The sequence below is a fragment of the Duganella sp. 1224 genome (genome assembly GCF_013408245.1).
Classification (GTDB): domain Bacteria; phylum Pseudomonadota; class Gammaproteobacteria; order Burkholderiales; family Burkholderiaceae_D; genus Rugamonas.
In genome coordinates, this window is sequence record NZ_JACBYS010000001.1 from 808,040 (window position 1) to 827,356 (window position 19,317).

General features: G+C 66.4%; 18 protein-coding genes. 6 read left to right on the plus strand and 12 right to left on the minus strand.

Annotation, left to right across the window (positions count from 1 at the left end):
• Window positions 1–35: 35 nt before the first annotated feature.
• The 6 genes from FHW58_RS03670 to FHW58_RS03695 form a co-directional block, all read right to left on the minus strand.
• Window positions 36–545: a redoxin domain-containing protein gene (locus tag FHW58_RS03670; protein ID WP_179671695.1), complete on the minus strand. Its 510-nt coding sequence runs from the start codon at window positions 543–545 to the stop codon at window positions 36–38.
• A gap of 10 nt (window positions 546–555) precedes the next feature.
• On the minus strand, window positions 556–1,098 hold the full coding sequence (locus FHW58_RS03675; protein WP_179671696.1) for a carboxymuconolactone decarboxylase family protein: 543 nt from the start codon (window positions 1,096–1,098) through the stop codon (window positions 556–558).
• Window positions 1,099–1,155: 57 nt separating this feature from the next.
• On the minus strand, window positions 1,156–1,809 hold the full coding sequence (locus tag FHW58_RS03680) for a MarR family transcriptional regulator (RefSeq protein WP_179671697.1): 654 nt from the start codon (window positions 1,807–1,809) through the stop codon (window positions 1,156–1,158).
• A gap of 51 nt (window positions 1,810–1,860) precedes the next feature.
• A complete protein-coding gene (locus tag FHW58_RS03685) occupies window positions 1,861–3,990 on the minus strand; it encodes a TonB-dependent receptor (protein WP_179671698.1) in 2,130 nt (709 codons plus the stop codon).
• Between the two features lie 73 nt (window positions 3,991–4,063).
• The gene (locus FHW58_RS03690) at window positions 4,064–4,378 is read right to left on the minus strand and encodes a hypothetical protein (protein WP_229265042.1); all 315 of its coding nucleotides are present in this window, start codon (window positions 4,376–4,378) and stop codon (window positions 4,064–4,066) included.
• A 67-nt stretch (window positions 4,379–4,445) separates the two neighbouring features.
• A complete protein-coding gene (locus tag FHW58_RS03695; RefSeq protein ID WP_179671699.1) occupies window positions 4,446–5,141 on the minus strand; it encodes a response regulator transcription factor in 696 nt (231 codons plus the stop codon).
• Window positions 5,142–5,330: 189 nt separating this feature from the next.
• On the opposite strand from FHW58_RS03695, the gene FHW58_RS03700 reads away from it, so the two are divergent.
• Complete coding sequence (locus tag FHW58_RS03700) at window positions 5,331–5,978, plus strand: response regulator transcription factor (protein WP_179671700.1); 648 nt, start codon at window positions 5,331–5,333, stop codon at window positions 5,976–5,978.
• A 10-nt stretch (window positions 5,979–5,988) separates the two neighbouring features.
• On the opposite strand, the gene FHW58_RS03705 is transcribed toward FHW58_RS03700, so the two are convergent.
• On the minus strand, window positions 5,989–8,994 hold the full coding sequence (locus tag FHW58_RS03705; protein WP_179671701.1) for a triple tyrosine motif-containing protein: 3,006 nt from the start codon (window positions 8,992–8,994) through the stop codon (window positions 5,989–5,991).
• Between the two features lie 163 nt (window positions 8,995–9,157).
• On the opposite strand from FHW58_RS03705, the gene FHW58_RS03710 reads away from it, so the two are divergent.
• The 4 genes from FHW58_RS03710 to FHW58_RS03725 are packed head-to-tail and all read left to right on the plus strand — an operon-like array spanning window position 9,158 to window position 12,389.
• Window positions 9,158–9,421 carry a DUF1427 family protein gene (locus FHW58_RS03710; RefSeq protein ID WP_179671702.1) on the plus strand — a complete coding sequence of 88 codons (264 nt, stop codon included), beginning with the start codon at window positions 9,158–9,160 and terminating at the stop codon, window positions 9,419–9,421.
• Window positions 9,422–9,425: 4 nt separating this feature from the next.
• Entirely contained in the window at window positions 9,426–11,354 is a 1,929-nt protein-coding gene (locus tag FHW58_RS03715; protein ID WP_179671703.1) for an amidohydrolase, read from the plus strand.
• Window positions 11,354–11,746, plus strand: a complete 393-nt coding sequence (locus tag FHW58_RS03720) for a DoxX family protein (RefSeq protein ID WP_179671704.1) — start codon at window positions 11,354–11,356, stop codon at window positions 11,744–11,746. Before FHW58_RS03715 ends, FHW58_RS03720 begins: the two co-directional genes overlap by 1 nt.
• Window positions 11,733–12,389 carry a YoaK family protein gene (locus FHW58_RS03725; protein ID WP_179671705.1) on the plus strand — a complete coding sequence of 219 codons (657 nt, stop codon included), beginning with the start codon at window positions 11,733–11,735 and terminating at the stop codon, window positions 12,387–12,389. Before FHW58_RS03720 ends, FHW58_RS03725 begins: the two co-directional genes overlap by 14 nt.
• Here the strand turns inward: FHW58_RS03725 and FHW58_RS03730 are convergent.
• The gene (locus FHW58_RS03730; RefSeq protein ID WP_373996661.1) at window positions 12,386–13,018 is read right to left on the minus strand and encodes a response regulator; all 633 of its coding nucleotides are present in this window, start codon (window positions 13,016–13,018) and stop codon (window positions 12,386–12,388) included. The two genes, FHW58_RS03725 and FHW58_RS03730, sit on opposite strands and share 4 nt — an antisense overlap.
• 44 nt (window positions 13,019–13,062) lie before the next feature.
• Window positions 13,063–14,010 carry an MBL fold metallo-hydrolase gene (locus FHW58_RS03735; RefSeq protein ID WP_179671707.1) on the minus strand — a complete coding sequence of 316 codons (948 nt, stop codon included), beginning with the start codon at window positions 14,008–14,010 and terminating at the stop codon, window positions 13,063–13,065.
• A 100-nt stretch (window positions 14,011–14,110) separates the two neighbouring features.
• Here FHW58_RS03735 and FHW58_RS03740 point away from each other — a divergent pair, with 100 nt between their 5' ends.
• Window positions 14,111–15,097, plus strand: coding sequence for a LysR family transcriptional regulator (locus tag FHW58_RS03740; RefSeq protein ID WP_179671708.1), 987 nt, complete (start codon window positions 14,111–14,113; stop codon window positions 15,095–15,097).
• Window positions 15,098–15,119: 22 nt separating this feature from the next.
• On the opposite strand, the gene FHW58_RS03745 is transcribed toward FHW58_RS03740, so the two are convergent.
• Genes FHW58_RS03745 through FHW58_RS03755 form a run of 3 tightly spaced genes read right to left on the minus strand, consistent with a single transcriptional unit; the run spans window position 15,120 to window position 19,295 of the window.
• Entirely contained in the window at window positions 15,120–16,076 is a 957-nt protein-coding gene (locus FHW58_RS03745; protein WP_179671709.1) for a tetratricopeptide repeat protein, read from the minus strand.
• A gap of 41 nt (window positions 16,077–16,117) precedes the next feature.
• On the minus strand, window positions 16,118–17,377 hold the full coding sequence (locus FHW58_RS03750) for a D-amino acid dehydrogenase (RefSeq protein ID WP_179671710.1): 1,260 nt from the start codon (window positions 17,375–17,377) through the stop codon (window positions 16,118–16,120).
• A gap of 49 nt (window positions 17,378–17,426) precedes the next feature.
• Window positions 17,427–19,295, minus strand: coding sequence for a DUF885 family protein (locus tag FHW58_RS03755; RefSeq protein ID WP_179671711.1), 1,869 nt, complete (start codon window positions 19,293–19,295; stop codon window positions 17,427–17,429).
• Between the last annotated feature and the right edge of the window lie 22 nt (window positions 19,296–19,317).

The window sequence follows — 19,317 nt, forward strand, 5'->3', positions numbered from 1 at the left end:
AATTATGCAATTCCCAAGCGCTGGACGTGATGGTATCAACGGATGCTGCACGCGGTATCGTCGCACTGCACCGCTTGCGTTGCGGCTTCCGCCACCAGCTGAGCGATCAGCGCGCCGACGTGCATGTCGTCGGCGCGGCCAAAGTGGCTGGCACGCAGCCGTCCCTGGCGGTCGATCAAGAGCAGCGTGGGCGTGCCGCGCAACTGGTAGTTCTCCATCGTCAGCGGAATCGGGCCGTGCGCGGACGGCTGGTCGATTGCCACCGGGAAGTCGATGCGATATTCGTGCACGAACGCTTCCAGCGCGGCGCGCGTCATCACGTCGTGGTGCTCGAAGACCGAGTGCAGTCCGATGACCGCCACATCCTGTTCGGGAAAGGTGGTGCGTATCGTCTTCGCTTGCGGAATGCCGTGGGAAACGCAGCCAGGGCACAGCATCTGGAAGGCGTAGATGGCGACGACTTTGCCGCGCAACTGCGCCATCGACAGCGGCCTGGCGGTGTTCAGCCAGGCCGCCACCTGAAGTTCAGGGGCGACCGGTTTCATGACAGCTCCTTTATTTGGCGCGCAGTTTGACCGACGGGAAGTCGACCGGCACCTTGAACGCCACGTTGACGTAGTTGGTGAACAGGTTGAGCGCCACGTGGGCCAGGATCTCGACGATTTCTTCATCGCTGAAGCCCACTTCACGCAGCGACGTCACTTCCTCGTCGCTGATCTGCGCGCGGTTGTTGACGACGGCGGTGGCGAAGCGCAGCGCGGCGGCGGTTTTCGGGTCGTCCGAGCGGCCGGCCTGCGCCGCGCTCATTTCCTCGGCCGTGGCGCCGGCCTTGCGGCCCAGCGCCGTGTGCGCGGCCAGGCAGTATTCGCAGTCATTGCGGTCGGCGATGGCGACGGCGATCTGCTCACCGAGCTTGGCGCCAATGACGCCGCCGCCCAGCGCGCCGAACGAGCCCCACATCGATTTCAGCGCGGCGGTGGAATTGGCTACGGCCTTGAACATGTTCGGCGTGGCGCCAAAGGCGCCGTCGATCTGCGCCAGCAGCTGTTGGCGTTCGCCGTTGGTGTCGGCAGGGGTAACGAGAGCGATGCGGGACATGATGTTTCCTTTCAGTGGTTGAAAAATAGGAGTCCTAACTATTATGGTCAAAAAAACTCAGGCAAACACTTTCCAGTTGCGCGCCTTGGCCGCCGGATCGGCCGGCTGGTGTTCAAGGCAATCCATGCGCAACAGCGGTACCGACAGCGGCGCATCCACCAGGGTGCAGTGGTGCGGCGCCTGCTTGCCCGGATGCCGATTCGGTTCGAAGAACCGGCACGACAGGCAGGCACGCATCTCGGGGAAGCGCTCGGTCTTTTGCAGCTGCGCGATCAGCTTGAACAAGCCGGTCAACAACTCCGCCTGCTGTGACGCAGGCAGCGCGGCCGCCGCTTGTTCGGCAAATGCCAGGGCACCGCCGATACGGGCCGCCATGGCCGCACCTTCCGCTGTCAGGAAGAGCGCAGTGGCGCGGCCGTCATCCTCCGCCCGGGCCTTGACCAGCAAGCCCTTGGACACCAGCGCCGATACCGAATCGCTGGCGCTGGCGGCGCTGATCGACAACTGCGACGCCAGCCAGGACAGGCGCACACCCTTGGGCCGACCCTGCAGCAGTTGCAGCATGTCGGCCTGGGTGGGATTCAGGTTTTCGGCCGTGGCAAACTCCCACATACCGGAACGCATCACACTGGCGATGCGTCCGATCGAGGTGATGATGCGCGCTGAAACATCAGGCGTATCCTGCCACGGCTTTTTCGATTTGGTGTCCATGCCGTGCATGATACACCCTCAAAACCGATTGTCAAGGACTCCTAATCAAATTCAGAAGCTGGTCGACAGGCCGGCGTACAGCGAGCGGCGCTCGCCGTATTGCGGCGCGCCCACGCCCACGCCGGAGCCATCGCGCAACAGGTATACCTTGTCGAAGGCATTGATCAGCGCCAGGCGGCCTTCGACGGTGCCCACCGGCGTGGCTTTCCAGGTATGGGTCAGCGCCAGGTTGACAGTGGTGTAGTGCGGCAGGTGGCCGGAGTTCGGCGCGCCGCCTTCCGGCGTCAGGCGCAGGCCGCTGCCGTACAGGGCATCGGCGCTGATCTGCGAATCGCCGAAGTGGTAGTGCGCGCCGCCCGATACGGTTACCGTCTGGTCGTGGTCCACGTGGATGTAGTGGTTGGCGATGTAGGCCAGTTCGTCCGGACCAAACAGCGACTGGCCGGAGATGATGTTGGTGCCTTCCGCCTTCTGCGTGGTCACGTTGAGGAAGCCGCCCCAGTTCTTCTGGCTGTAGACGCCGGACAGTTCCAGGCCCTTGGCGAAACCGCGGTCGTAGTTGAACGGCGACAGGATCAGCGCCTGGCCAAACTGGCCCTCATCCAGCATGTTGCGGATCTTCTTGTAGTAGGCGTCCGCCGTCACGGTCAGCGCGGAGGTCAGCTGGTGGCTGATGCCGATGTCGTAGTAGTTGGTGCGCTCGGACTTGACGTTGTCCGACACCGGCACTTCCGGCGCGTTCGAGGTGCCGGCGTATTTGTCGATGCTGGACTGCGCCGCCAGTTCCTGCGGCGGTGGCGTGAAGTAGCGCGAGTAGCCGGCATGCAGGGCCGTGCCCTTGGCCAGCTGGTAGGCCACGTTGATGCGCGGGCTCCACTGCTGCTCGTTGACGAAGGCGTCGACCTTGTCGAAACGCACGCCGTAGTTGACGGTCAGCGGCGCGCCGATGTGCCACTCATCCTGCAGGTACAGGCTGGAGATCCGGCCGGTCTTGCTGCTGTTGTCGATGATGGTGCGCGGATCGGTGCTGGCCTGCGAGCCGTCGTCATTCAGGTCGAACACGCCGACGTTGTTGTCGCTGTGCGTGGTCTGGCGGGTGTAGGCCAGGCCGGTGCGGAGCGTGTGGGTGTTATTCAGCTTGTAGCTGGCGTCGAACTGCACGCCGTTGGCGGTATTCGAGCGTAGCGTGTCGGAGGCCACGCCGTTGTAGGCCAGGTCACCGATGGCGTCCGGCAGGTAGTGCAGTTCCGAATACTGGTGGAAGGCCGACACCTGGTAATTCAGGTCGCCCAGGCTTTTCTGCAGCGACAGCACCAGGAAGCGGTTTTTCTCGCGCTGGTTTTCATCCAGCCGCGCCGAATCGGGCGCGCTGGCGCCGGTGACGGCAAACGCCGGTTCCTGGTTCGGATTGTTCGGAATCTGGAAACGGCCGTTGTAGGTGCCGAACATCAGGCCGAGGCGCGTGTCGTCATCCAGGAAGTACGACAGCACGCCGAAGGACTTGGTCTGGTTGGTCTTGTCGTGCAGCGCGCTGCGGGTCGGCAGCGGATTTTCGATCCCCAGCTTGTCGGTCAGGTAGCTGCCGGACAGGTAGTAGTTGAAGGCGCCCTGGGTGCCGAAGAATTCCGCGCTTGGCTGCACGTAATCGTGGCTGCCCACCAGCACACCCACGCGGCCGCCCGATTTGGGCTGGCCTTCCTTGGTCTGGATGTCGACGATGCCGGCGGTGCGCAGGCCGAATTGCGCCGGCAACGCGCCGGTGATGAAGTCGGTCGATTCGACGAAGCGGGTATCAATCGACTGGCCAAAGCCGCTGATCGATTCCGGCAACTGCACGCCGTTGACGCGGTACTGCACGTTGGCGTGGTCGTCGCGCACGTGGATCGAGCCGGAGCCCTTGGAATCCTGGCTCACGCCCGGAAGGCGCAGCAGCACTTCGTTGAACGGCGTATTGTCGCCCTGGCCCAGCTGGTCGACCATGTGCTTGTCGATGCTGTAGATGGTGGTGCCGACGTTGGGCGACAGATCGATGCGCGCGCTTTTCAGGTGCGCGGCGGTGACTTCCACTTGCTGCATCGGCGCGGCGTCCGGCGCGGCGGCATCCTCCGCATAGGCATGGTTGGCATAGAAGGCGGCGGCGATCAGCAGCGGCAGAATACGGAGTTGTGGCTTGTGTTGCATGTTAAATCCTTGAATAAAAACAGACGTGACGGCGCATCAGGCCCTCGCGGGACGTCAGTGCGGCGATAACAATTCAGATGGAAAAAACAGCAACGCCGGGCGGCGCGTGGGAAGGCGGGGTGAGATAGCTGGTTTGCGCGGCGCGCACCACGGCGGGCGGCGCGAGTACAGGCAGGCTGCCTTGCAGGCCGACCGGCACCACTAGCAGGGTGGCCGGCGGCACGCCACCGGCGGGCAGGTGCACCACCGCGCAGGCCGCGCAATCCGGCTCGTGATCCGTGTAGGCGTGCGTATGCGAACCCGCGCCGATCAGTTGCAGCGCCAGGAACATTAGCACGAAGAACATCATGACGCGTTGATAACGCGTCTGGCGATGTGGTGTGCTCATGGTGATGGTCTGGGCGTACATCCCCTGATTTTACAGGGGATCTGCCAGGTTAGACAACGTTTTCACGTCAATGCTGCTGATTGGCGACCGAATCGCCCACCAGGCCGCGGCGCGTGGCCAGCACCACCGCGTGGGTGCGGGCGGTTGCGCCCAGCTTGTCGAACAGGCCCTTGACGTGGGTCTTGACGGTGCCCACGCCGATGCCCAGTTCACGCGCGATCGACTTGTTGCACTGGCCTTGGGCCAGCAGTTGCAGCACGTCGGTTTCGCGGCTGGTCAGACCGATGCGGGTGAAGCTGTCGGCCACGCAGCGGCTCAATTCCGCGCTCAGGTAGCGCATGCCGCGGCTCAGCGTGCGCACGGCGGTCAGCAGTTGTTCGGCATCGGAGTTCTGCAGCAGGTAGCCATGCACGCCGGCCATCATGGCGGTGCGCACTTCCCATTCGCGTTCCAGCTGGGTGACGATCAGCACCCGTGGCTGCTGCTCGCCGTGGTGGGCGTTGGCGGCGCGGCGCATGTGTTCCAGGCCGTTGCGGTGATCGAGGATGATCACGTCGGCCGCGGCGTGGCTGGCCGCCTCGCTGTTGGCGGCGGTGATCTGCATGTCGCCTTGTGTGCCCAGCAGGGCGCACAGTCCGGCGTTGACGATAGGGTCAGCATGGGCGACCACCACGCGTACTTGATCGCCTTGCTGGACGGCGGCGCTGGTGTTACCGGTGCCGCCAACGGCGGACTGTGGCCAGGATCGGGTATCCACTCGCATGTCACTCTCCTAAAAATAAAAAACTGGTGACTAGAAGATTAATCTTTACAAGCCGTTTTGCCACGCCCCGATCCGGGAGGATCCTCATCCCTAGATGGAGGTATAGGACAGGGCTTGCGTTTTGTGGCATTCTTACGGTACCTGCCAAAACTTTATTCACGATGCCCCCCTCCGATGTACGAGACGCCTATGACCGCTACGCCTATCAAGATCCTCAGCGTGGATGACCACCCGATGTTCCGCGAAGGCATAGCCAGCGTCATCGCCGACGAGGAGGACATGCAGCTGCTGGAGGAGGCCACCAACGGCGTACAGGCCGTGGAAGCCTATCGCCGATTGCAGCCGGATGTCACGCTGATGGACATCCAGATGCCGGACATGAACGGCATCGATGCCACCATCGCCATCCGCAAGGAATTCCCCAACGCCCGCATCGTGGTGCTGACCACCTACGAGGGCGACGTGCTGGCGCAGCGCGCCATCGCCGCCGGCGCCGCCGGCTATCTGCTCAAGAGCATGCTGCGCAAGGAACTGCTGGCCACCATCCGCGCCGTGCACCAGGGCCGCCGCAGCATTCCGCCGGCGGTGGCCAGCGGCATCGCCGAGCACTGGCATGAGGGCGCGCTGAGCAAGCGCGAAGTCGAGGTGCTGCAACTGGTGGCCGGAGGCCAGAGCAACAAGCGCATCGGCATGCACCTGGTGATTTCGGAGGAAACGGTCAAGGTGCACATGAAGAGCATCCTGGCCAAGCTGAATGCCAGCGACCGCACCCACGCGGTCACGCTGGCCATCGAGCGCGGCATCCTCGATCTGCACTCCTGCGGCGTGATCCACTGACAGCCGCCAGCTAGGCCGCTTCGCGCATCAGCCAGCGCCGCAGCGTGCCGGGCTTGCGCTCGTACACGGCCGATCCCGGCGCGCTGACCTGCGCCACCGTGCCCATGCCGGGGCGGCACCACAGGTCCAGCGCGGCGTCGATCTTCACGGCGCGCTCGCGCATGCCGATCAGGCCCCAGTGGCCGGGCAACTCGCCGGCCGCCAGCACTTTCTCATCGATGCCGCGGCCGTCGTCGCGCACCACCAGCGTGAAGTGATCCTGCGCGTAGCCCAGTTCCAGCTCGATGCGGCTGGCGCCGGCGTGGCGGAAGGCGTTCAGCAGCGCCTCGCGGCCGATGTGGTACAGGTGTTCGCGCGCCGCCTCGGTCAGCGTGGTTTGCTGGCCGGTGACGATCACCGCGAAGTCGGCCGCGTGTTCCTCGCGCAGTTGCTGTCCCAGCTCGCCGAACATATGCGGCAGGTCGTCCAGGTGCGGCACGCTGCGCAAGCCGCGCACCTGGTTGCGGCCCTCGGCCAGCACCTGGTCGGCCTGATTCAGGATCTTTTCCACCAGCTGGTACGCTTCGCCTTCCTGCGGCAGGCGCTTGAGCAGCGTTTGCACCCGCAGCATCAGGCCTTGCACGCTTTGCAGGAAGGTGTCGTGCAGCGTGCGGGCGATGCGTTCGCGCTCGTCGGCGCGGTCCTCCAACCGGGTGCGCAGCTGGCGGGTCACGTGGCGCAGGCGCAGGCGGTACACGGCCCACAGCAGCGCCGCCAATGCCAGCACGCACAGCAGCTTGAACCACGCGGTCTCGATGAACGTCGGCGGAATGCTGAATACCAGTTGCGCCTCCCGCGGATTCCACACGCCGTCCTCGTTGGCAGCCATCACGCGGAAGCGGTACTGGCCCGGCGCCAGATTGGTGTAGAAGGCCTGGCGCCGCGCGCCCGGATCCTGCCAGTCCTGGTCGACGCCGTCGAGGCGATAGCGGAAGCGGACCCGCTCGGGGATGCTCAGGCTCAGCGCCGTGTAGTCGATGCGCAGGCTGTTGGTGGACTTGGGCAGGGTCAGGCCGGGCAGGGCGCTGTAGCGCTGCTCGCCGACGGCGATGCCCTGCACCAGCACCGGCGGCGGCACCGGGTTGCGGGCGATGCGCGCCGGGTCGATCCAGTTGATGCGGTTGGCGGTGGCCATCCACAGCAGGCCGTCGTCGCCCAGCACCAGCGACGGCATGGGGCGCAGCTGCGAGGCGGCGCCGAGCAAACCGTCGTGGGCGTCGAAGCGCTCGAACTCCACCGCTTGCGCCGGCTCGCGCAGCGCCCGCGCCAGTTGGGCGGCGGCGATGCGGGTCAGGCCCTCGGTGCCGAACAGCCACAGGTCGCCCTGGGCGCTGCGGGCGATGCCGGACACGCCGCGAAACGCCTCGCCGCGCTGGCCATGCAGCATGAAGAAGCGTTTGCCGTCGAACCAGGCGACGCCACGTTCGCCGCCGGCCCACAGCTGGCCGCCGGCGCGGTGCAGCGTCAGCACGTGGCCCAGGTCCAGGCCTTGTTCGGCGCTGTAGATGTCGGTCTTGCCGCCGGCCAGGCGCACGATGTAGTTGCGGATATAGCCGGCCCACAGCGCGCCGTCGCGGCCGGTCACCAGCGAGGTCGGAAACTGGTCGCTCATGCCGGGCGTGGACAGCGGCAGCGCAGGTTGGTGGCGCCACTGGCCGTCCTTGAGCAGATACAGGCCGGCCCGCACCACCGATACCCACAGGCCGCCGCCGGCGGCGCCGCTGATCGCCTGCACCTCGTAGCTGCGCGCTTCCGGCGGCAGCGGATAACGCTCCACGCGGCCGCCTTCCACGCTCCACACCTCCTCGTCGTTGCCGGCCCAGAGCACGCCGGCCGGATCGCGGTACAGCGCCGACACGTGCCCGGCCAGCACGCTGCGGCGCGCGCCTTCCGCTCCCAGCACGTGCAGCACGCCGGTACGGTCGCCGGCCCAGACGCCGCCGCCGGCCACCGGCGCGATGGCCGGATGGTTGAACACGATCTGCAGCGGCAGCGTCATGAGACGGTTGTGGCGGAAACGGTTCAGCCCCGCCGAGCTGCCGATCCACACATTGCCCTCGCGGTCCTGGAAAAAGCTTTGCGGCAGGCCGCCGTTCAGGTCCTGCTGCTGCGCCTCGCCACCGCCGGCGTTGCGCCGTTCCAGCCCGCCGGCGCGAAATACCCACTGGTTGCCCTCGCGGTCGAAGTACATATTGCTGCCCTGGAGCGAGGCCTGCGCGCCGACGTCGCCGGCCGGCGCCTCAGGCAGCATGCGGTAATAGCTGCCGATGTCGGACGCCCATACCGTGCCGTCCGGCGCCAGCGCCAAGCCACTCAGGTCGCCGTGCGGCCAGGCTGGCCGGAACGGCGCGGCGCTGTTGGCGCGGCTGTAGATCCCGCCCTGCATGGCCACCCACTGGCGGCCGTCGCGGTCGAACAGCACCTGGCGCGCGCGCCGTGGCGGCAGGCCGTAGTCGGCGCCGACGCCGACGAAATGGTCGCCTTCGAGCCGCGCCAGGCCGTCGCGCGCGGCCACCCACAGCACGCCGTCCGGCCCGCGCGTGATGCTGGTGACGGCGCCGGAGGGCAGTCCCTGGCCGGCGGCGAAGTGGCGCACCTGGTTGCGGCTGTAGTAGCTGATGCCGCCGCCGATGCGGTAGCCGACCCACAGGCCGCCCTCCGGCGGCGCATACAGCGTGCGCACATTGGACGACAGCAGCGCGTGGCCGTCGACGCTGTCGACGCGCTCATAGCGCTTGCCGTCGAAGCGGTACAAGCCGGTGCCGGCGGCGAGCCATAGCCAGCCATCGCTGGTCTGGGTAATATTCAGGATGTCCACCGGGGCGCTATCGAGCGCGCCCCAGCTGGTATGGGTGAATTGTTCGAGGAGGCGGGCCGGCGGTTGCTGGGCGAGGGCGGGCGGCGGGACGCACAAGAGCAGGCCGCACAAGGCGGCAACGGCGGCATGCAGGAGCTGTACGGCGCGTGCAGTCGTCATGGCGTATCGGTTCCCGGGAGTCAGACCATTTTAGCACCTATTCAAGTGCAAGTTCATACCTCCCAAAAGAGGGGGGAATTGTCGATCAATCCCGGTGATGTCATAGGAGAGAGGGATCACTACACTACGGGCACGATTCACCTGACCGGAGTACCGCTCAATCATGAAAATGTATATTGTATCGCTGGCCGTCGGCCTGCTGGTGGGCCTGATTTATGGCTTTTTGAACGTGCGTTCGCCGGCGCCGCCGGTGATCGCGCTGGTCGGCCTGCTGGGCATGCTGCTCGGCGAGCAGCTGCCGCCGCTGCTGCGCCCCTTGTGGCAGAAGGAAGCGCCCAAAGTGTCGTGGATCGAAGACCACGTCAAGCCACATTGTTTCGGCCAGCTGCCAACCGCGCAGAAGTCCGATGAAACCCGGAGCACCTGATTAAATGACCCAAGCGAACCCCACTCCCGATCTGATCCTGCACCGCGGCCTGTTCACCACCCTGGACCGCGCCAACCCGCACGCCGAAGCCGTCGCCATCAAGGATGGCAAATTCATCGCCGTTGGCCGCGCCAACGAGGTGATGGCCCTGGCCGGCCCGACCACCCGTATCATCGACCTGCATGGCAAGCGCGTGCTGCCAGGCCTGATCGACAACCACTGCCACATCATCCGCGGCGGCCTGAATTTCAACCTGGAGCTGCGCTGGGACGGCGTGCGCTCGCTGGCCGACGCCATGGCCATGCTGAAGGCGCAGGTGGCCATTACGCCGGCGCCGCAGTGGGTGCGCGTGGTGGGCGGCTTCACCGAGCACCAATTCGCCGAGAAGCGCCTGCCGACCATCGAGGAGCTGAACGCGGTGGCGCCGGATACCCCGGTGTTCATCCTGCACCTGTATGACCGCGCGCTGCTGAACGGCGCCGCGCTGCGCGCCGTCGGCTACACCAAGGACACGCCGGAACCGCCGGGCGGCCAGATCCTGCGCGACGGCAGCGGCAATCCCACCGGCCTGCTGCTGGCCAAGCCGAATGCCTCGATCCTGTACGCCACGCTGGCCAAGGGCCCGAAACTGCCGCTGGAATACCAGGTCAACTCGACCCGCCACTTCATGCGCGAACTGAATCGCCTCGGCGTGACCGGCGTGATCGACGCCGGCGGCGGCTTCCAGAACTATCCGGAAGACTACCAGGTGATCCAGCAACTGGCCGACGAAAAGCAGCTGACGGTGCGCATGGCCTACAACCTGTTCACGCAAAAGCCCAAGCAGGAGAAGGAAGACTTCCTGAACTGGACGCAGAGCGTCAAGTATCAGCAGGGCGACGACTACTTCCGCCACAACGGCGCAGGCGAGATGCTGACCTTCTCGGCGGCCGACTTCGAGGACTTCCGCCAGCCGCGCCCGGACATGCCGGAATCGATGGAGGACGACCTGGAAGGCGTGGTGCGGGTGCTGGCGCAGAACCGCTGGCCGTGGCGCATGCACGCCACCTACGACGAAACCATCAGCCGCGCGCTGGACGTGTTCGAGCGCGTCAACCAGGAGATTCCGCTGGAGGGCCTTAACTGGTTCTTCGACCACGCGGAAACCATTTCGCAGCAGTCGATCGACCGCATCGCCGCGCTGGGCGGCGGCGTGGCCGTGCAGCACCGCATGGCCTACCAGGGCGAATACTTCATCGAACGCTATGGCCACGGCGCCGCCGAGGCCACGCCGCCAATCAAGAAGATCCTGGAATCGGGCGTGAAAACCTCGGCCGGCACCGACGCCACCCGCGTGGCCTCGTACAATCCATGGGTGTCGCTGGCCTGGATGATCACCGGTAAAACCGTCAGCGGCGCGCAGCTGTACCCGCGCGCCAATTGCCTGGACCGCGAACAGGCGCTGCGCATGTGGACCGAGAACACCACCTGGTTCTCCAACGAGGAAGGCAAGAAGGGCCGCATCGAAGTCGGCCAGCTGGCTGACCTGATCGTGCCGGACAAGGACTTCTACGCCTGCGCCGAAAGCGAGATCTGGGACATGACCTCGGAGCTGACCGTGGTGGGCGGCAAGATCGTCTACGCCGCCGGCGCCTTCGCCAGCCACGACCTGCCGCCGCCGCCGGCCATGCCGGACTGGTCGCCGGTGCGCCGTTTCGGCGGCTACGCCGGCTGGGGCGAGAAGCAGGGCACCAGCCGCGCCGCGCTCAAGGAACTGGAACAGCGCCAGTTGCGGCAGCAGCGGGAACGCCAGCAGCAGGCCGCCGCCTGCGGCTGCGCCAACAACTGCAATCTGCACGGCCACCAGCACGCCAACTCGTGGGCCAGCAAGCTGCCGGTCTCCGACCTGAAGAGCTTCTGGGGCGCCCTGGGCTGCGCCTGCTGGGCGGTGTAATGCGGTCGCAGTGGATAGAACGTTGTTGTCTGCTGCTGTTGTGTGCCGCCTATCTGCAGGGCGGCATCAACAAGCTGACGGATTTTGATTCGGCCATCGGCGAGATGCGCCACTTCGGCCTGGCGCCGGCGGCGCCGCTGGCGGCGCTGGTGATCGCGCTGGAACTGGGCGCCTCGGTCGCCATCGTGGCCGGTTTTTACCGCTGGCTGGGCGCCGCTTTCCTCGGCGTGTTCACGCTGATGGCCACCTTTGTCGCCAACCGCTTCTGGGAGATGGGCGGCCAGGAACGCTTCATGGCGGCCAACAGTTTTTTCGAGCACCTCGGCCTGACCGGCGCTTTCCTGCTGTTGGCCTGGCTCGATCTTCAGAAAGGGAGTAATGGAACGCGGTGACATCAAACAAGGCGCGGCACTGGGCTTTTTGGCCGGCTACGTCGACACGCTGGGCTTTGTCGGGCTGTTTGGCCTGTTCACGGCCCACGTCACGGGGAACTTTGTGCTGATCGGCCGCGCGCTGATCGAGCCATCGCAAGCCATCTTCATCAAGCTGCTGGTATTCCCGGTGTTTATCGTGTTTGTCGCGCTGGCGCGGCTGGCGATCCTGCACTGGGACCGGGCCGGCGCCAAAACGCTGCGCAACAGCTTCCTGTTGCAGCTGTTCCTGATGCTGGCCACGGTGTTCTGCGCCTGGCGGGCGGCGCCGGTGATCGAGGCTTCCGAGCCGCTGACGCTGCTCACCGGCTCGCTATGCGCGGGCGCGATGGCGATCCAGAACGCCTACGGCAAGCTATTGCTTGGCAAGACGGCGGCCACCACCGTCATGACCGGCAACGTGACCGGGCTGGTGATCGAGTTGGTGGATTCGTTGCGCGGTGACCCGGAAGCGATCGGCCGCTGCAAGAAGCTGACCTGGCCGGTGGTGATGTTTGCCGCCGGCTGCATGAGCGGCGGCCTGGCTTTCGTGCAGTTTGGCTTCCACGGCCTGCTGCTGCCGTGCGCCATCCTGCTGGCGCTGGCGGGCACCGCCAGGGATTAAATCGAAATAATCCCGCGCTTGAGGGCGATCGTCACCGCGTGGGTGCGGTCGTTCGCGGCCAGCTTGGCCAGCACGTTCTTCATGTGCGCCTTGACGGTTTCCTCGGAAATCGTCAGGCGCTCGGCGATGCGGCGGTTGGAATGGCCGCTGGCCGCCAGATTCAACACCTCCATCTCGCGTGAGCTCAGCGGGCCCTGACCCATGTGCTGGGCCAGTTCCATGGCAATTTCCGGCGGAATGCGGCGCTGCCCCATGTGCACGCCGCGCACCGTGTCCAGCAGTTCGCGGCGCAGGGTGCTCTTCAGCAGGAAGCCGGCGGCGCCGCCCTGGACGGCGCGCAGGATCTGCGCGTCGCCCTTGTAGGTGGTCAGCATGACGACGCGGGCGTTGTTATGCTCGCGCCGGATCTCGTGCAGCGCCTGCACGCCGTCCAGCTCCGGCATGGCGATGTCCATGATGGTGACGTCCGGCCGCAGCTGGGTGTAGGCGTCCACCGCCTCGCGGCCGTTGCAGGCTTCGCCCACCACGCACATGTCGGACTGGCTGGAAATGGCCTCGCCCAGGCCGGCGCGCAGCAAGGGATGGTCGTCGACGACGAGCACGGAAATAGGGCTGGGTGAGGTACGCATGTCCATGATGACCAGTCTTTCAGAGTTTGCTGACGTGCCGCTGACTAGCGCAGCTGGGAATAGGAAACCGGCAGCCAGTCGTAGCCCTTGCCGTCCACGCGCAGGTGGCCCAGGCCGGGGAACGACAGGTGGGCGGCGCCGACCAGCGCGCCCTCCCTGGAGAGCGCCTGGAACACCTTGGTGCGCGACGCCAGCGCGGCTTTCGGATCGCTGTCGAAGCCGATCGTCACTTCCGGATGCGCCAGCTGCACGGCGGCCACGTGGATCAGGTCACCCACCAGCACCAGCTTCTTGGCTTTGCTTTCGAAAGTATAAATGGTATGGCCCGGCGTGTGGCCATAACTCGACGTTGCGCGCACGCCCGGCGCCAGTTCGGTGTCGCCGCTGAACGGCTTCAGGTGCTGGGCGGCGGCGTAGGGCGTCAGCGAGGCCATCGCGCCCTGGAAGAAGCCCTTGCTGTCGGCCGGGGCCTTGTCCAGGTTGGCCTGGCTCAGCCAGAAATCGGTGTCGCGCTGGTCGGCGCGCACCACGGCGTTGGGGAACACCAGCTGGCTGTTGGCGGCCAGGCCGCCCACGTGGTCGGGATGCAGGTGGGTCAGGTAGATTTCGTCGATCTGTTCCGGCTGATAGCCGGAAGCCTTGATGTTGGCCAGCACCTTGCCCAGCGTCGGGCCGAACAGGCCGCCGGCGCCGGTGTCCACCAGGATCAGCTTGGCGCCGGTGTTGACCAGGAAGGCGTTGACCGAGGCTTCGGTCGGCACCGACTGGTAGTTGCGGGCCAGCGCTTTTTTGGTGACGTCGGCCGGTTCGTGCAGCAGCTTGTCAAACGGCAGGTCGACGGTGCCGTCGCTGAGGGCGGTGACTTCAAAGTCGCCCAGCATCACCCGGTAGAAGCCGGGGGCGTTGGTGCCGGCCAGCGGCGCGGCGGCAAAGGCGGGGGTGGAGGCGGCGGTGGCAATGGCCAGTGCGGCAAACAGTGGTGTGAATTTCATGTTGGCATCCTTAACAATCGATGAGCGAAGTATGCAGCTTTGCAAAAAATGGCACAATATGGAAAAAAGCAAATGATCTTTGCTGGATCTGCAAAGATGTATGGCTCGGGAGAAATTTGTGATAGATAGTCTCGAATGTTTTGTGACTGTAGTCGAGTTGCGCAGCCTGTCCAAGGCAGCAGTACACCTTGAAATGGCGGTGTCGTCAGTCTCCCGAAAGATTGATGCGCTGGAGGCGGAACTGGGGGCGCGGCTGCTGCTGCGCAGTTCGCGTCAAGTGATCCTGAGCGACGCCGGCGAGCGTTTTCTGCCGCGCGCCCGCAATATACTGGCCGAGCTGGCCGAGGGCAAGAGCGCCGTGCAGGAACTGGACAGCGAACCGCGCGGCCTGCTGACGGTGACGGCGCCGGCCGCCTTCGGCCGCCTGCACGTGGCGCCGGCCATCGCCGCCTTCCTGCAGCGCCATCCGCTGATCGAGGTCGACCTGCACGTCAGCGACGACGTGGTCGACCTGCTGGCGCGCCGCGTGGACGTGGCGGTGCGCGCCGGCGTGCTGCCAGCCAGCGACCTGGTGGCCACGCGTCTCGCCGGCATGCAGCGGCTGGTGACGGCCAGCCCGGCCTACCTGGAGCGCCATGGCTGGCCGCGCAAGCCGGAAGATTTGCTGGATCACCAGTGCCTGACGGTCAACGGGAGGGTGCCGCCGCGCGGCTGGTGGCGTTTTGAAGGTGTCAACGGCAATCAGCCGTTGCCGGTGAAGGGCAAGCTGCGCTGCGACGATACCGACTCGCTGCTGCATGCGGCCATCAGCGGCGCCGGCATCGCCCACCTGGCCAACTGGCTGACCAGCGACGCCATCGTCGCCGGTCAGCTGGTGCCGGTGTTTCCGATGTTGCCGGTCGAGCACGTGGCGTCGCCGCGGCGCTCGCCGGACGAACCGGCCATCCACGCGGTGCACATGCCGGGCCGCTCCAACCAGGCCAAGGCCCAGCTGTTGATACGTCATTTGAAGGAGTATTTCGGTAGTCCGCCGTATTGGGACCTGGCGCTGGAGGCTGCCGGGGCGGGCGAACGCCGCGCCCCGTAATCGTAATTAGTGACAGGCGGGATTAATCCCAGTCGCCGCCACCGCCGCTGTCGCCGCCGCCGCCGCTGCCGCCGTCATCCCAGCCGCCGCTGACGCCGAAGTCGTTGCCGCCCATGTCATCGCGGCGCAGCAGGTCGTCGCGGGCCGACGGGTCGTCGTAGACGATGTCGTTGCGCGACTGGTCGAGGTTGCTCGACCCCGAGCCGCTGTCATGGCCGCCGGTGAACTGGCGGGCGATCGCCTCGCCGGCCACGATGCCCGCGCCCACCGCCGCGCCGGTCGCCAGGCCGCCCATGATGCGCGAACCCATGCCCGGCTGCGCCGGCTGTTGCGGATAGCCTTGCTGGCCCCAGCCGGCCTGGCCATAGCCCGGCTGCTGCGGATAGCCGCCGCCCGGCGCATAGCCCGGCGCCGCGCCCGGATTGTAGCCGGCGGGGCTGTAGCCGTCATTAACAGGCGGCTGCTGGCGACGCTGCATGAAGCGGGTCGCCAGCCAGATAAAACCCGCCAGGCCGGCGCCGATGATCAGGATGCCGCCCCAGCCGATGCCGCTGCTCTGCGGCGCGTTGGCGTACCCGCCGCTGCCATAGTTGTTGCCGCCACCGCTAGTGGTGGCGTGGCTGCGCTTTTGCGCATAGTCCAGCTTCTGGCCGTCGGCCAGCAGCGCGCGCAGCTTGCTGACCGCTTCAGGCTTCACCTTTGGCAGGCCCGGCGCCAGTTCTTCCGCCTTGGCCAGCGAGGCCTGGGCGGCGGCGAACTTGCCTTGCTTGGCCAGCAGCTCGGCCTCGACGAAGTGGGCGTTGGCGCTTTTCGGATGCGCGGCCAGCACCTGGTCCATCATGGCCTGCGCTTCGGCGTACTTGCCAGCGTTGGCTGCCGCGTACACCTCCTGGATGGTGGGCTCGGCGGCAAATACGGGGGCTGCCAGCGCCAGGGCGCCGGCCAGCAAAGTGATACGTGCGATAGATTTAGCCGTCATGTCATACCTCCTAGTGAAGACGAGCCTTAGATGAAGCTAGTTTACGCCATTTTCAAGGGCGTGGTTGTGCGTTGCCGCACAGCCTCCCAAGAGGAATGGATGGCGCTCGCCACCATGTCGGCCGTGGCGGCCGACAAGGTCCAGCCCAGGTGGCCGTGGCCGGTATTGTAGAACACGCCCGGCGCCTTGCCGGGGCCGACGCGCGGCATCAGGTCCGGCATCATCGGTCGCAGCCCGGCCCAGGGCGTGATGGCGCGGGTGCTGACATCGGGGAAGTTGTGTTGCACCCAGTCGGTCAGCGGCGCGATGCGGTCGGCGCGGATGTCGCGGTTGTGGCCGTGGAACTCGGCGCTGCCGGCCACGCGCAGCCGGTCCTCGCCCAGCCGGCTGCACACCAGCTTGACCGTGTCGTCGACCAGGCTGACCTGCGGCGCGGCCGCGCGGCTGGCGGCGTCCTCCAGCTGGACGGTGACCGAGTAGCCCTTGACCGGATAGACGTTGACGCTGTCGCCGACCTGCGCCGCCAGCGCCCGGCTGGCGGCGCCGGCGCAGATCACCACCGCGTCGTAGCGCGTGGTGTCGGCGCGCTCGTCGTGCAGCACGGTGATGTCGACGCCGTCCTCGCCGGCGTTCAGGTGCACCACCTGCTGATTGCAGCGCAACTGCGCGCCGAGGCGCTGCGCCGCCTGCGCCAGGCCGGTGGTGAACTTGTGGATGTCGCCGCTGCTGTCGCTCTCGGTGTAGTGGCCGGCGTAGAACTCGCCGCGCAGCGCCGGCTCGATGGCGCGCATCTCGTCCGGCGTGACCGCGCGGCGCGGCACGCCGCCGCGCGCCAGCAGCTTGCTGACCGCCACGGCGTGCTCGAATTCCGCGCGGTCGCGGTGGATGTGCAGGATGCCGGCGCGCCGCAGGTCGAAGGCGATGCCCTCGTCGTCGGCCCACTGGAACAGGTGGTCGCGCGCCGCCACCGCCATGCGCGCCAGCGCGACGGTGTTGCGGTGGTAGTCCGGCATGGCCGAGATGAATTCGGCAAACCACGACAGCTTGTGCCAGGTGGGGTGCGGATGCACCAGCAGCGGCGCGTCGCCGCGCAGCATCCATTGCAGCGCCCTGGCGATGGTCGAGCGGTGGTTCCACACTTCCGCGTTGGAGGCCGACAGCTGGCCGCCGTTGGCATAGGAAGTTTCCATCGCCGGATAACGATGACGCTCCAGCAGGGTGACGGCGAAGCCGCGCTTGACGAGGGCATAGGCGGTCGTCACGCCGGTGACGCCGCCGCCGATGATGGCGATGGTTTTCATGATAGTCGTGACAAGCTTACAAGAAAACCATGGCGCGATAAACGACTTTTTATGCCTTCTGTTGTTTCGCGCGCTGGGCGTTGATGTAGCGGTCGATCACGGTCGGCAGCACCGTCAGCGGCACGCCGCAGCTCTCCACCAGCGCGTCGTTGAAGCCGGCCAGGTCGAATTTGCCGCCCAGCGCCTTCTGCGCGCGCTGGCGCTGGCGCAGGATCTCGTTGTGACCCATCTTGTAGCCGCAGGCCTGGCCCGGCGACACGGTATAGCGGTCGATTTCGCTGGTCATGGCCTGCTGGCCGCGGCCGGTGTTCTCGACCAGGAAGCGGATCGCCTGTTCGCGCGTCCACTGCATCGCGTGGATGCCGGTGTCCACCACCAGGCGGCAGGCGCGGAACTGCTGCGCCTGCAGGTAGCCGATCTGGCTGAACGGATCGTTGGCGTACAGGCCGAATTCATCGACCAGCTGTTCCGCGTACAGCGCCCAGCCCTCGACGAAGGCGTTGAAACCGATCAGCGATGAAATCAGCGGCAGCTCGTCGTGGTGCTCGGCCAGGTAGGCGCCTTGCCAGGCGTGGCCCGGAATGCCTTCGTGCGCGGTGAGCGTGGACAGCTCGGACTTCGGCCACAAGGTGGTCGACTTCAGGTTAACGTAGTAGATGGCCGGGCGCGAACCGTCGAGCGAAGCGAAGTTCATATAGCCCAGCGGCGCGCCGTCCTGAATGTCGACCGGCACGCGCTTGATCTGCAGCGGCGCCTGCATGTTGAGGTGCGAGATCTGCGGCATCAGCTTGCGCACGGCGGCCACGCGCTCGTTGCAGAAGGCGATCAGCTCTTCGCGGCCCTTGTCGTTGTCGGCGTAGAAGCGCTGCGGGTCCTTGGTCAGGCCGAGCAGGCGCTGGCCGACGGTGCCCTGCGTGATGCCTTGCTTTTTCAGGATGGCGTCGATGCGCGACTGCAGTTGCTTGTTCTGTTCCAGGCCGATGGCGTGGATTTCCCTGGCGCTGTGGGTGGTCGAGGTGCCGAGGCGCAGCGCCCACTCGTAATAGGCCGCGCCGTCCGGCAGGCGGTGCACGCCGGCCACGTTGGTGGCCTTGGCGGCGGCCTTGCCGAAGGCGGCGATCTGGCGGTCCAGCGCCGGGTAGACCGAGCCTTCCACCAGTTTCAGGGCGCGCGCGTGCCAGTCGCCGGCGAGGTTGAGCTTCTGCGCGCGCTCGGTGACCGAGGTCACCAGCTTCTGGTCGGCGGCGGCGGTTTTGCGGAAGTCCTGCAACTGGCCCAGCGCGGTCTTGCAGATGAAGTCCGGCGGCATGATGCCTTTGCCGGCTTGCTCTTCGATGCGGGCGGTTTCGTCATCCAGCAGCTTGGCCATGCCTGCCAGGCGCGCCAGGTAGGCCTCGGCGTCGGCGGCGTCGGCGATCTGGTGCTGCGAGTCGAGGAACTCCGGCAGGCGGGTGATGGTGCCGTCCTGCTGCGTGACCGGGAACGGCGCGGTGCCGCCATTGAAGCCGCTGGCGGCGCCGCCGAACGGGAAGCGCAGGCCCTGCAGGCCGGATTCGGCGGCGTAGGCGATGGTGTCGTAGCGGATCTGCGCGTTGGCGCTGAGCGTGGCGCGGTTGATGGCGCGCAGGCGCGCCTGAATCGACTTTACTTCCTCCGCCCAGGCCTTGTCACCGGCGGGCGACAGGTCTTCCAGCTGCGACTTGAGCGCGGTGCGCGGGCCCTTGTCCAACCCCAGGCCGGTGGCGCTGGTTGGCGACAGGCGCAGGACTTCTTCGGCAATGTCGTCCAGCAGCTTGCTGAAGCGGGCGTCGGCCGGCGATGCGTCGGCGGCCAGCGCGAGGCCTGGCAGGGCGCTGACGGCGGTGGCGGAGAGGGCGGCCAGCAGCAGCTCGCGGCGGGAAGGGTTGTGAAGGCTCATGGCATCCTTTAAGTGAGTAAAT